Consider the following 12,974-nt stretch of genomic DNA (forward strand, 5'->3'; position numbering starts at 1 on the left):
GATGGCCATGATCGGCGCAGGGGTCCGGTTCCACACGGACCGGCGCCCGACCCGAGTCGGTTCGCGGCTACTCGGTGCCGTCGGCCAGACGCGCCAGCTCCTCGTCCACCACGGACGGGTCGAGCTTGGTGAACAACGGGGTGGGGCGGCTCAGCGGGGTGCCCGGCACGATCGGCACGGACTCCCAGCGGGCGGCGTTGTCGGCGTAGTCACCGGTGATGACCGGGTAGTCCACCTTCTCCTCGGAACCGCCGATGGTGTCGTGGCCGGTCTCGATGCGCGGCATGCCCGTCCAGGTGCCGGTACCGCCGAGCATCGCGTACACCTTGTTGGCCGACTCCGGCAGGAACGGCGTGAGCAGGGTGTTGGCGTCGCTGACCAGCTGGAGGGCGACGTGCAGGACCGTCGCCATGCGCTCCGGGTCGGTCTTCTTCAGGGCCCACGGAGCCTGGTCGGAGATGTACTTGTTGGCCTCGGCGACCGTGCGCATGGCCTCCTGGAGCGCCGCCTTGAACTGCGACCTCTCCAAGCGGGCGCCGACCGTCGCGAACGCCTCCCGGGACGCCTCCAGGACCTTGCGGTCCTCGTCGAGGAGCTCACCGGCGGCCGGGATCTCCCCCAGGTTCTTCGCGGCCATGGACACGGACCGGTTGACCAGGTTGCCCCAGGCCGCCACCAGCTCGTCGTTGTTGCGGCGGACGAACTCGGCCCAGGTGAAGTCGGTGTCCTGGTTCTCCGGGCCCGCGGCCATGATGTAGTACCGCAGCGCGTCGGCGGAGTAGCGCTCCAGGAAGTCGCGCACGTAGATCACCACGCGGCGCGAGGACGAGAACTTCTGCCCCTCCATCGTGAGGAACTCGCTGGAGACCACCTCGGTGGGCACGTTGAGCGCGCCGAGCGGACCCACGTCCCCGGCCCGGTCGCCTCCGCCGCTCACCCCGAGCAGGATGGACGGCCAGATGACCGAGTGGAAGACGATGTTGTCCTTGCCCATGAAGTAGAAGGACTCGTTGTCCTCCCCCTGCCACCAGCGGCGCCAGGCCTCCGGCTCACCGATGCGCCGGGCCCACTCGATGGAGGCCGACAGGTAGCCGATCACCGCGTCGAACCACACGTAGATACGCTTGGCGGCGTTCTCGCTCCACCCGTCCAGCGGGATCGGCACGCCCCAGGTGAGGTCGCGGGTGACCGCGCGCGGCTGGAGGTCCTCCACCAGGTTCAGGGAGAACTTGAGGACGTTGGGGCGCCAGTCGCCCTCCTTGCCCTTGAGCCACTCGGTGAGGACGTCCGCGAAGGCGGGCAGGTCGAGCATGAAGTGCTCGGTGTCGACGAACTCCGGCGTCTCGCCGTTGATCCGCGAACGGGGCGCGACGAGGTCGATCGGGTCGAGCTGGTTCCCGCAGTTGTCGCACTGGTCGCCGCGCGCGCCGTCGAAGCCGCAGATCGGGCAGGTGCCCTCGATGTAGCGGTCGGGCAGCGTGCGGCCGGTGGACGGGGAGATCGCGCCCTTGGTGGTGCGGGTGAAGACGTAGCCGTTGTCGTAGAGCGTGGTGAACAGCTGCTGGACGACGGAGTAGTGGTTGCCGGTGGTGGTGCGGGTGAACAGGTCGTAGGAGAGGCCGAGCGCGACCAGGTCCTCCGCGATGATCCGGTTGTAGCGGTCGGCCAGCTCCCGGGCGCTCACGCCCTCCTGGTCGGCCAGCACCTGGATCGGGGTGCCGTGCTCGTCGGTGCCGCTGACCATCAGCACGTGGTTCCCCGACATTCGCTGGAAGCGCGAGAAGACGTCGGAGGGGACTCCGAAGCCGGAGACGTGGCCGATGTGGCGCGGGCCGTTGGTGTAGGGCCAGGCGACCGCGGTCAGGATGTGGCGATTCGACGACATGACACAAGACTAAAGGTGGCCCGGGGTGCCCGCGCCCCGGCGGAGCCCCGTGTGCGCCCGGCGCCGGGCCCGTTCCCGGTCGTCCACAGGGTGCGACCGCGTGATTCCCCCGGGAGGGTGCCTACCCGTATGCTCTGCTGGATGGAGCCGTGTGCCCCCGGGCGCCGGCCAAGCCAGCACGACCCTCCAACTGGTACAGAGGCGGTGGTCACCACGGTTACGCGTGCCCTACCCCGTCCTGTCCTGCGGACCGGGTCGCTGATCACCAGCGTGGTCCTGCTGGTCATCCTGTCCTTCCCCGTGGCCTCCGGGCTCTCCGGGGAGAGGGACACCGTCGCCCTGCCCTCGCACGGAGGGCACAGCGCCCCCGCGGACGGCGGCTCCGACGGCGACCCCTCGGGGGCGTCGGAGGAGGCCCACCCGTACCGGGGGACCCAGACGGTCTCGCTCGGGCCGCCCGTCTCCGTCTGCGACCAGCGGTCGGTGCTGCGGGACCTACCCGACGCCGTCCCCACGTGCGCCCTGCGCCTGGCGGTGTGGGACCAACCCTGGTGGCCGCTGCCCCTCCCGCACCACGTCCCCGTTCCGGAGCAGGTCGACGCGGAGGAGCTGCCGCCCACCCGGGCACCGCCTCTCACCGCGCACACCCTCGTCTGACCACCCCCGGTCGGCCGCCTCCCGGAGCCCTCGACGGCGCCGGGACCGGCCCCACGCGACCCCCTGCCCGGAACGTCCGGGCACGCGACCGGTACCCACCATCCGCAGTGAGAGGTTCACCCCTTGTCCAGTCAAACGGGAGCGGGGGCGCGCTGGACGCGCGCGCTCATCTCCCTCCTCGTCATCCTCGTCGCGTTCGGCGCGGCGTGGTTCATCCCACCGCGTCTGGGGCTCGACCTCAGCGGCGGTACGCAGATCGTCCTGGAGACGCAGGACGGCGCCGACGGCACCAAGGCCAACTCGGAGAACACCGACAAGGTCGTCGAGGTGCTGCGCCAGCGCATCGACCGCCTCGGCGTGGCCGAGGCGACCATGTCCCGCTCCGGTGAGAACCGCATCATCGTCGAACTCCCGGGCGTGCAGGACCCGGCGGAGGCCGCGCAGATCGTCGGCCAGACCGCCCAGTTGTCCTTCCACGAGGTCCTGGGCGTCGGCGAGCAGGGCGGCCAGGGCGTCCAGGCCCCCGGCGGCGACTTCGCCAACCCGCCGGCGGACGAGGCCCGCGCCCCCTCCGACAACCAGGACGGCGCCCCCGAGGACGGCGGCGAGCTGCCCGAGGGCATGGGCGACCTCGGCGACATGGAGGGCCTCGAGGACCTGCTCGGCGGCCAGGGCGGCATGCCCCAGGCTCCGGCGGGCCCCTCCGCGGAGAACCCCGAGGACGTCGCCCTGACCCTGCCCGACGAGCAGGGCACCATGCTCCAGTTGGGTGAGACCTTCATCCAGGGCGACCGCGTCTCCACGGCCGACGCCGCCCTGGACAGCGCCAACCGCGCCCAGTGGGTCGTCAACGTCGGCTTCCGGGGCGAGGGCCGCGACCAGTGGCGCGAGCTGACCGGCAAGGCCGCCTGCTACAACGACGGCGACCCCCGCCGCCGCGTGGCGATCGTGCTGGACAACCAGATCATCTCCGCCCCGCAGGTCGCGCTGGAGATCGGCTGTGAGGCCGGGATGTCCGGCGGCCAGACCACCATCAGCGGCCAGGACTTCACCAGCGAGAGCGCCAACGAGCTGGCCGTGCTGATCGAGGGCGGTTCGCTGCCGCTGCCGGTCACCGAGGTCCAGCGCCAGACCGTCGGCCCGACCCTCGGTGCCGCCGCCATCGAGGCCAGCGCCATCGCCGCGCTCCTCGGTATCGCCTTCACCGCCCTGTACATCACGGTGGTCTACCGTCTGGTGGGTTTCCTCGCCTCGCTCGCGCTGGCGTTCTACACGCTCATCGCGTACGGAGCGCTGGTCGCCTTGGGGGCCACACTGACCCTCCCGGGTCTGGCCGGTTTCGTGCTGGCGATCGGTATGGCCATCGACGCGAACGTGCTGATCTTCGAGCGCGCGCGTGAGGAGTACCAGCGCCAGCAGAAGACGTACGAGGCCAACAAGTCGGCCGGTCTGAAGGACGCCACCGACGCCGATTCCGGCACGTCCGAGACCGGCGCCCTGGCCCGCCGTCGGCGCCGCGCCATCGCGCCCAACCTGGAGAAGTCGTTCGTCCAGGGCACGCAGAAGGCCTGGAGCGCCGTCCTCGACACGAACGTCACCACGTTCCTCGCCGCGGGTCTGCTGTTCTTCTTCGCCTCCGGCACCGTCCAGGGCTTCGGCGTCACGCTGAGCATCGGCACCATCGCCTCCATGATCTCCGCGCTGATCATCGCGCGGGTGTTCGTCGAGTGGGCCGTGCGCCGCGCGGTCGTCAAGAAGCACCCGGCGATCACCGGACTCGACCGCATCGGCCCGGTCCGTACCTGGCTGGTCGAGAAGAACCCGCAGCTCATGGACTTCCGCCGTGCGGGCCTGATCGTCGCCGCGCTGATCGTGGTCGCCGCGGTCGCCGCACCGCTGGTCCGCCAGCCCAACTACGGTGTCGAGTTCACCGGCGGCCGGGTCATGGAGTACGAGATCACCGGCGACACGTCGCTCTCCGTGGACGAGGCGCGGTCGGTCATCTCCGGCCTGAACTTCGCGGGTTCGGACACGGCCGTGGTGCAGGAGGCGGGCGACGGCGACATCTCCGTGCGCACCGCCGACATCTCCGACACCGAGGCCGCCACCATCGCCGACGCCCTCTCCGAGGAGACCGGCGGAGTCGAGCTGGTCAGCGACGAGCTGATCGGCCCGAGCATGGGAGACGAGCTGCGCAACCGGGCCATGATCGCCCTGGGCGCGGCGCTGGCCCTCCAGATGATCTACCTGGCCTGGCGTTTCCGCTGGTCGTTCGGTCTGGCCACCATGTTGTCGCTGGCCTTCAACATGCTGCTGGTCATCGGGCTGTTCATCTGGCTGGGCAAGTCGATCGACGGTGTCTTCCTCGCCGCGATCCTGAGCGTCATCGGCTTCACGGTCAACGACACGGTGGTGGTGTTCGACCGTGTCCGAGACGAATGGGCGAGGGACGAGAAGTCCTCGTTCAAGGAGATCGCGAACCGGGCGGTGCTCAACACCCTGCCGCGTACGGTCAACACCACCGTCGGCGCGTGGATCATCCTGGGCTTCCTGACCTTCCTCGGCGGGTCCTCGCTCCAGGACTTCTCCATCGCGATGCTGGTCGGTCTGACCACCGGTGTGGTCTCCACCGTGTTCGTCGCCGTGCCGATCGCCATCTGGCTCCAGAAGTGGGACAACACGCCCGCTCCGCACGTGCTCAAGGAGCGCAAGGCCAAGCAGAAGGTAGCCGCCAAGGCCGCCCGCGACGCCGACGACGGCGCCGTGGTGTAGCGGTCGCCGGACCGGTACACACGGGAGGGGCCCCGGCCCGCGCACACCGCGCGGGTCGGGGCCCCTCCCCGTTGCCCGGGACCCTTCGCTCCTGGGGGGTCTCCCCCGCCGGGGCCGGGCCGCCCAGCCCCGAACGCACGGACCGGCACCGCCCCGGAGCACGCCGCCCGGGCGCTCCGGTCAGCCGCCCTGGACCGGGGCGGGCGCGCCCTCGGAGGCCTGCACCAGCACGAACCCCTGCCCCTCCAGGGAGAGTTGGAAGGCCTCACCGCTGCCGCGTCCGATGATGGCCCCCGCCTTGGCCGTGCGCCGGATTCCGGTCCGGAGCGTGCTCGACCAGGCCACGGCGGCGTCGGTGTCGACGAAAGTCGGCTGGTCGATGTCGAGCAGCACCGGGGTCCCGTGGCAGGCCACCGCCACCCGGCCGTGGCCGGTGAACACGGTGTTGAACAGGCCTCCGGCCATCATCCCGGCGCCCTGCACCCGGCGGATGTCCCACTCCAGCCCGGGTTCGAAGGCCAGCACGTTCTCGCCGCTGACCGTGATGGAGTCGCCCTCCAGGTCGATCAGGTGCACGTCCCAGGCGTCCCTGGCCAGGAACACGTCGCCCTGCCCGGACACCCGCATCAGGGGCAGGCCCTCTCCGGTGAACGCCTTCTTGAAGAACTTCCCGACGCTCCCGGCGCCCTGGTAGGAGAAGTCGATGTCGCCCTGGTAGGCCACCATGGAGCCCTGCCTGGCGAGGAACTCGCCGTTGAGGCCCACCCTGAGCATCTTGTGGTTCTGGAGGTGCATCCCCGGACGCTGGGTCTCCTGGGCCTGCTGGAAGAGGTCGCTGCGCATGGTCGGATTCTCGTTCCTGTCGCCGGTTACTTCCAGGTTCGACGCTCCCCGGTCGAAAGGGTTCCGGGGCGAGACGCGGCTCACTCCGCCTCGACGACCCCGTGGACCAGGTCGTACACGCGCCGCTTGGGCACACCGGTCTCCTTGGCGACCCGGGTGATGGCCTCCTTGCGGCGTACGCCCTCGTCCTCCAGGGCGGCGACGGCCTCCACGAGTTCGGTGTCGCTGGTGCGCTCCGCCCTCGGGCGGGCGCCCTCCACCACGACCGAGATCTCCCCGCGCACGCCCTCGGCGGCCCAGTCGGCCAGGTCCCCCAGGCCGCCCCGGCGCACCTCCTCGTAGGTCTTGGTGAGTTCGCGGCACACGGCCGCCCGCCGCTCGGCGCCGAAGGCACCGGCCATCGCCTCCAGGGTGGCGGCGATCCGGTGCGGGCTCTCGAAGAACACCATCGTGCGGCGCTCGTCGGCGAGTTCGGACAGATACCCCTTGAGGCCCTTGCGCGGGGGGAAGCCCTCGAAGCAGAATCGGTCGGTGGGTAGCCCGGAGACCACCAGCGCCGTGGTGACCGCCGACGGTCCGGGGATGGCGGTGACCGGAATGCCCTCTTCGGCACAGGCCGCCGCCAGCCGGTAACCGGGGTCGGACACCCCAGGCATCCCGGCGTCGGTGACCACCAGCACCTCCTCGCCCCCACGGAGGTCGGCCAGGAGTTCCTCGCCCCGGCGGGTCTCGTTCTGGTCGTAGTAGGAGACGATCCGGGCACCGGTGGCACCGCCCAGCCGGACGCCCGCACGGGAGGCGAACTGCTTGAGCCGACGGGTGTCCTCCGCCGCGATGACGCAAGCCCCCTCCAACGCGCTGAGCAGGCGGGGAGGCGCGTCCTCCAGGTTTCCGATGGGCAGGCCCGCCAGAACGAGCCTCCCGACGCGCCGCGTTCCGCCAACGACCTCAACCACTGTGATCCCCGTCCTGTCGCGCTACGGTTGGCTCTATCGCGCCACCCGAAACCCGGTTTCGCGGTCCGTCCGCAACGGACCCCATCTCTGACCCCAACCTACGAGCCGAGATGACCAGCACCGCACTTCACAGCGAGGTACCGCCCTCGAACCCCCCGGCAGCGGCCCAGCCGCCCACGCTCCGCTCCCGCCTCGCGCCCCGTCTTCCCAGCCCCTGGTGGCTGGGGTGGCTGGGCGCCCTCGTCGTCGCCGGATTCGCGGGCGCGCTGAGGTTCTTCAACCTCGGTCAGCCCGACCGCATCTACTTCGACGAGACGTACTACGCCAACAACGCCTACTCGCTGTGGGAGTTCGGGTACGAGCACGAGTCGCTGGACCACGCCGACAACCTGCTGAGCAACGGTGAGGGGAACATCTGGACCGGGGGCGGTGACTTCATCGTCCACCCCCCGGTCGGCAAGTGGATGATCGCGCTCGGCGACTGGCTGTACTCGCTGCTCCCGTTCGGCACGGCGGTGTCCCCCGAGGGCTGGCGGGTGGCCTCCGCGGTGGCCGGGGTCCTGTCGGTGCTCATCCTGGTCCGGCTCGCCACCCGCATGACCCGGTCGGTGCTGCTCGGGTGCACCGCCGGTCTCATCATGGCGCTGGACGGCCTGCACTTCACGCTCAGCCGTGTCGCCATGGTGGACATCTTCCTCACCCTGTGGATTCTGGCCGGGTTCGCGTGCCTGGTGATCGACCGGGACCAGACCCGGGAGCGGCTGGCGCGGATCGCGGAGGCCGGGGCGGACGCCACCACCGTGGGCTGGTTGGGGATGCGCTGGTGGCGGCTCGCGGCGGGGCTGTGCTTCGGCCTGGCGATCGGCACCAAGTGGTCCGCCCTGTTCTTCGTCGCCGCCTTCGGCCTGCTCACCGTCGCCTGGGACTACGGGGCCCGGCGCAGCGCCGGTCAGCGGCGGCCCCTGGGCCGGTGGTTCGGCTTCGACGCCGTCCCGGCGTTCTTCCAGACGGTGGTCGTGGCCGCCGTCGTCTACCTGGTCTCCTGGTCGGGCTGGCTGTTCACCCGGGGCGGCTACAACCGCGACCACGCGGACGGCATGGCGCCGGACTGGCTGCCGGGGTTCGTACGGGCCCCCGTGGAGGCCCTGTGGAGCCTCGCGGACTACCACTCCCGCATGATGAACTTCCACTCCAACCTGAGCAGTGACCACTCCTACATCTCGGCGCCGTGGGAGTGGGTGGTCATGCGCACCCCGGTGCTCTTCCACTACAACGGCGACGCCACCGGGTGCGACGCCGGGAGCTGCGTGACCTCCGTGGTCTCGATCGGCACGCCGGTGATCTGGTGGCTCGGCATCATCGCCGTCACCGTGATGTTCGGTTGGTGGATCACCTTCCGGGACTGGCGCGCGGGCGCGGTGCTGCTCGCGGTCGCCGCGGGCTGGCTGCCGTGGTTCGCCTACCCCGACCGCCCCATGTTCCTGTTCTACGCGCTGCCGTTCCTGCCCTTCCTGGTTCTGGCGATCGTGCTGGCCCTGGGACTGGTGATGGGGGCCGGCGAGGACAGTCCCCGTTTCGCCCCGTACCTGCGGGCCGTGGGCGGTGTCGTCTTCGGCGTCGTGGTGCTTCTGACCATCGCCCACTTCGCGTATCTGTATCCGGTGTTGTCGGCCTATCCGGTACCGGAGGAGAGTTGGCGGGACCCCCTCTGGTTCGAGGTGTGGGTCTACGGCCGAGACGCTTCCTGACCCGTTCCGGGGAACGCGATAACCGTTCCCCGGAACACATCTCCATTAGTGGCAGAAGGGCGGGAAAGCAACAGTTTCGAGTTGCCGAAACAGGACACTCCGCAAACGCGGATTCCTGCCGGAAAAGCCTCGGCAGGGCCACACTCCCCCTGGTACTGTCTGCAACTGGTTGCTGTTGTTGTTTCCATGGATGCCCGAGGCGCCTCGCGGAACTGCACGTGGGCGCTCGCCGATTCGGGAATCCCCTTCGTCGAACGGCGCCCGGCGACCCGGGACCAGCAGGGTGCGGTCCCGCCGTAGTCCCCAAGGGAGAGCACATGGCTCAGGGCACCGTGAAGTGGTTCAACTCTGAGAAGGGTTTCGGGTTCATCGCCGTCGAGGGTGGTCAGCCCGACGTGTTCGTGCACTACTCGGCGATCGCGGGTACCGGCTTCCGGAACCTGGAAGAGGACCAGAAGGTCGAGTTCGACATCATCCAGGGCCCCAAGGGCCCGCAGGCGGCGGACGTTCGCGCGGTCTGACCGTCACACGTGCGTCTTCCCAGCCCTCCGCTCCCCGAGCGGGGGGCTGGACCGCGTCCGAAGGGATCGCCCGCGGCCGTGGAGGCGGCTCCGCGCCGCCGCCGCGTTAGGGGGTACACGGTTACCCAAGCCCGGCGATACCGGTTAACCTGCTTGAAGCCGGTAGGTACACCAGGAGCGAGGACTGCACATGTTCGGCATCAGCGGTGGGGAGTTCGTCCTCCTCCTTCTGCTCGCGCTGCTGATCTTCGGCCCCGACCAGCTCCCCAAGGCCGCCCAGCAGGTCGGCCGGGTCCTGCGCCAGCTCCGCACCATGGCCAACTCCGCTTCCAACGACATCAAGGAGGGGCTGGGCCCGGAGTACAAGGACTTCGACGTCCAGGACCTCAACCCCAAGCGCTTCATCCAGAAGCACTTCTGGGAGGAAGAGGAGGAGACGGAGCGCAGGCCCGCCTCCCAGCTCAACGGCAAGCGCCCGCCCTTCGACGACGAGGCCACCTAGGCCCCGCCGCCGCTCCGCCGGCCTCAGCCAACCAGCATCAGGAAGAACGCGCCCAGGGCGAGCAACACCACCGAGCCGACGATGATCGCGGTCGAGCCCACGGCGACGATCAGCACCTCCACGGTCACCGCGCCGCTCAGCGCCGCCGCGATCCACGGCCACCGGGCCCTGGGGGCCCAGTCGTGTCGGCGCTCACGTGCCGTCGCGACCAGGAACGCCAGCCCGATCAGGAGCCAGAAGCCCAGGTGGGCGGCGATGCGCACTCCCGGTTCGACGTGGTCGGCGATGCCGCCGACGATCATGACGTAGAAGACGGTGCCGACGGCCAGGTGCCAGAACCCCCGACCGCGTTCGACGGGGATGACCTTGCTCCTGGCCGGTGTGGTGCGCCGGAAGCGTTCCGCCGCGACCGGGGGTTCGCCGCTCCCCGGTGCGGGGTCCGGTCGGGGTCCGGCGCGCGGCGCCCGTCCGGGTTCGGTGGGGCGGACGTACCCGCCCTCCGGTGGTGGTTCCTCTGGCTGGTGGTATCCGCCGGGGTACTGGGGGGAGTCGGACACGGAGGTTCCGCCCCTTCACGGTCGATCCGGACCTGACTGTCCTGTTGTCGTACCGTGGTCCTACCCGCCACGGCCCGTGGTCAAATCCCGGCCTCCGGGGCGGTACGCCCCGCCGCGGGCCGTCCGTTCCGCACGGCCGCGCGCCCCGGGCACGGCGAAGGGGCCCGCCGACGAGGTCGGACGGGCCCCCGACACGTGAGTTCCCTAAAGAACGTTCAGCGTGTGCTGGTTACCACCAGCTCCAGCCGTTGCCCTTGCGAGAGGTCTTCGCGTGCATGGTCATAGCATCCACCTTTCCATCGATGTCTCCGGCCCATCCCGCAACCAAGATGTCCCATACGGGCGGGCTTCACAAGACCCGGGTTCGAATATTCGTCATTCCGTGGTCGACCCTCGACCGTGTATTGCAGCGGCGGTGCGCGAAAGCCCACCGAAGCCGCCGTTCTCGCAGTTCAGGCAAGTGCCCATTGCCCCACGTCAAACCTGCCCTCCCCGGTGACCTGCCAAGACAACACCGGCGCGGGGCAAAATCCCCGAACAAGAACATTACAGAGTGTGATGGTATCGCTATTGTGGTGGGCGCGCTGGGAAACGGCCCAATCGCCCCGGAACGATCCGCTCCGTGGTCGCGGTCGACGTGACGGCACGTACCAGCAAGTGGACGGACCAGAAGATACCCACACAGAACATCGCTTCTCGGGCTTTTCGCTACAACGGCGTGGTCACCCTTCGTAGTGGCGAAGGAACCTGCTCCCTCGCGGAAGTCGGTCCCCGATCGGGCCTCAAAGGCGGGTTTCGGGCCACACCTAAGGCGGGTTATCTTTCTCGCCAAAAACGCGGGCGGCCCTGGACCCGTTCCGGGTCAAGGGCCGCCCGCGGACAGCGGGAGGGTCGGGAGTGGGGACGGGGTCAGGGCATCGCCAGACCGCCCACGATCAGGGCGGCCCCGGCGGAGACCAGGCCGACGACCAGACTGGCCGCTCCGCACTGGATCAGGACCCGGAACCGGTTCGGGCTCCGGGGTTCGCGGCCGATGACCGAGAGGAAGAACCCGGCGGGCATGAGGATCGCGGACAGGAGCACCAGGTCGCCCAGGAGTCGGCCCCAGTCCGGGACGGTGGGCTGGTCCAACAGCAGACGCACGACCAGTCCGAGGATCACCAGGACCCCGGCGTGCGCGTGTCCCGCGCGGAAGTGGGTCCGCTGGAGTTCGTTGGCGGGGACGGCGCCGTTGACCACGCGGAGGAGGAACGTGCCCCCGTAGGCGATGCCGACCACGGTGAGGAGGACGGCACCGGAGGTGATGAGCGTCGCGGCTGACATGGGTCTACTCCCGATCTGGTGTGGGGGGTGGTTCCGGCGCCGCGAAGAGCAGACCGGCGCTGCGCCGGGTGACGGTGGACAGGTCGGCGTCCCCGAGCAGGGCCCGGACCCCGGAGCTGTCGAGGTTCCCGGAGAGCGCCAGGGTGGCGATGCCGTGCACGATCGCCCAACCCGCCACGACCCCGGCCGCGGGGTCCTCGACCCGGCGGCCCGCCTCGGAGACCGAGGCGACCCCGGAGCGCAGTTCGCCGAAGGCCTCGCCGCGAGCGGCGGCGAGCTCGGGGTCGTCCTCGTCGAGCAGGGTCGGCGCGAACATCACCTGGAAGTGCGCGGGGCGCTCCGTGGCGAAGCGCACGTACTCCACCCCGGACTCCAGGAAGCCGCCGTCCGCCTCGCGGTTGGCCCGCAGCCGGGCGGCCAGCTCGGTGAAACCCTCGGTGGCCAGGGCGTTGAGGACGCCCTCCCTACTGCCGAAGTGGTACCTGGGGGCCGTGTGGCTCACCCCGAGATCGGCCGCGAGCGAGCGCAGGCTGAAGGTGTAGGGACCGTCCCGTTCGATGACCTCGGCGGCCCGGGCCAGGACGGCGGTCCGTAGGTTTCCGTGGTGGTATCCGTCTGCCATGCGCTGAACTATACACCGAAAAGTTTCCACCGTATAGATTCGGGCGTGGAAATACGGAGCCCCTGGGGCATAGGCGGTTCGGGTCCGCCAGGGTAGTGTGGGAGGACACCGGCCACCCGCCTCAGGGGATAGACGCTTCGCCGGTGACACTCGCGGCTCCGGCCCGGACGCACTCCCGCCACAGGGATCAGCGACATCCGTCCAGCAGGGCCCGGCACACGTCGAGGGGCCCGGTTCGGTGAACCGGGCCCCTCGACGTGTGTCCGGTGTGGAAACCGGCGCGGAACACCTCCCACGCCTGCCCCACGACAAAGGCCCCGCCGTTGAGGCGAGGCCCTGTGTGTCTTGATCTGTGGTGGAGCTATGGGGATTTGAACCCCAGACCCCCTCGATGCGAACGAGGTGCGCTACCGGACTGCGCCATAGCCCCTGAAGACATGTGAAACTCTATCAGGAGATACGGGGTGGTCCGAACCCGCGCCGCGACTCAGTCCCCTGCGGCCCGCAACCGGGCGTCGGCGTACTGGTCGTACACCTGGCTGCGGCGTTCGATGAAGGCGATGATCTGCGCCTCGCGCTCGGCCTCGC

Annotated in this window: 11 protein-coding genes and 1 tRNA gene; 5 read left to right on the forward strand and 7 right to left on the reverse strand. The window is 69.9% G+C overall.

Annotated features, from left to right (window positions below; translation table 11 throughout):
* Positions 1-67: 67 nt before the first annotated feature.
* On the reverse strand, positions 68-1,885 hold the full coding sequence (metG, locus tag ABZ635_RS26300; RefSeq protein ID WP_357769833.1) for a methionine--tRNA ligase: 1,818 nt from the start codon (positions 1,883-1,885) through the stop codon (positions 68-70).
* 204 nt (positions 1,886-2,089) lie between these two features.
* Here metG and ABZ635_RS26305 point away from each other — a divergent pair, with 204 nt between their 5' ends.
* Together ABZ635_RS26305 and secD are read left to right on the forward strand one after the other, a co-directional pair.
* Complete coding sequence (locus ABZ635_RS26305) at positions 2,090-2,542, forward strand: hypothetical protein (protein WP_357769835.1); 453 nt, start codon at positions 2,090-2,092, stop codon at positions 2,540-2,542.
* Between the two features lie 123 nt (positions 2,543-2,665).
* Positions 2,666-5,314 (forward strand): protein translocase subunit SecD, encoded by a 2,649-nt coding sequence (secD, locus tag ABZ635_RS26310; RefSeq protein WP_357769837.1) that lies wholly within the window; start codon positions 2,666-2,668, stop codon positions 5,312-5,314.
* A gap of 180 nt (positions 5,315-5,494) precedes the next feature.
* On the opposite strand, the gene ABZ635_RS26315 is transcribed toward secD, so the two are convergent.
* Together ABZ635_RS26315 and rsmI are read right to left on the reverse strand one after the other, a co-directional pair.
* A complete protein-coding gene (locus tag ABZ635_RS26315) occupies positions 5,495-6,157 on the reverse strand; it encodes an AIM24 family protein (protein ID WP_357769838.1) in 663 nt (220 codons plus the stop codon).
* 80 nt (positions 6,158-6,237) lie between these two features.
* Positions 6,238-7,113 (reverse strand): 16S rRNA (cytidine(1402)-2'-O)-methyltransferase, encoded by an 876-nt coding sequence (gene rsmI, locus ABZ635_RS26320; RefSeq protein WP_357769840.1) that lies wholly within the window; start codon positions 7,111-7,113, stop codon positions 6,238-6,240.
* Positions 7,114-7,223: 110 nt separating this feature from the next.
* On the opposite strand from rsmI, the gene ABZ635_RS26325 reads away from it, so the two are divergent.
* The 3 genes from ABZ635_RS26325 (at position 7,224) to ABZ635_RS26335 (ending at position 9,884) form a co-directional block, all read left to right on the forward strand.
* Positions 7,224-8,861: a phospholipid carrier-dependent glycosyltransferase gene (locus ABZ635_RS26325; protein WP_357769842.1), complete on the forward strand. Its 1,638-nt coding sequence runs from the start codon at positions 7,224-7,226 to the stop codon at positions 8,859-8,861.
* 317 nt (positions 8,862-9,178) lie between these two features.
* Positions 9,179-9,382 carry a cold-shock protein gene (locus ABZ635_RS26330; RefSeq protein ID WP_017543917.1) on the forward strand — a complete coding sequence of 68 codons (204 nt, stop codon included), beginning with the start codon at positions 9,179-9,181 and terminating at the stop codon, positions 9,380-9,382.
* 190 nt (positions 9,383-9,572) lie between these two features.
* Positions 9,573-9,884 carry a sec-independent translocase gene (locus ABZ635_RS26335; RefSeq protein WP_357769844.1) on the forward strand — a complete coding sequence of 104 codons (312 nt, stop codon included), beginning with the start codon at positions 9,573-9,575 and terminating at the stop codon, positions 9,882-9,884.
* 23 nt (positions 9,885-9,907) lie between these two features.
* Here the strand turns inward: ABZ635_RS26335 and ABZ635_RS26340 are convergent, their stop codons facing one another.
* From ABZ635_RS26340 to ABZ635_RS26355, 4 genes are all read right to left on the reverse strand, one after another.
* Positions 9,908-10,441, reverse strand: coding sequence for a hypothetical protein (locus ABZ635_RS26340; protein ID WP_357769846.1), 534 nt, complete (start codon positions 10,439-10,441; stop codon positions 9,908-9,910).
* 909 nt (positions 10,442-11,350) lie between these two features.
* The gene (locus ABZ635_RS26345) at positions 11,351-11,764 is read right to left on the reverse strand and encodes a hypothetical protein (protein WP_357769848.1); all 414 of its coding nucleotides are present in this window, start codon (positions 11,762-11,764) and stop codon (positions 11,351-11,353) included.
* 4 nt (positions 11,765-11,768) lie between these two features.
* On the reverse strand, positions 11,769-12,386 hold the full coding sequence (locus tag ABZ635_RS26350; RefSeq protein ID WP_357769850.1) for a TetR/AcrR family transcriptional regulator: 618 nt from the start codon (positions 12,384-12,386) through the stop codon (positions 11,769-11,771).
* A 353-nt stretch (positions 12,387-12,739) separates the two neighbouring features.
* Positions 12,740-12,816, reverse strand: a tRNA-Ala gene (locus tag ABZ635_RS26355).
* Positions 12,817-12,974 lie beyond the last annotated feature (158 nt).

This window comes from Nocardiopsis sp. NPDC007018, assembly GCF_040635075.1.
Taxonomy (GTDB): domain Bacteria; phylum Actinomycetota; class Actinomycetes; order Streptosporangiales; family Streptosporangiaceae; genus Nocardiopsis.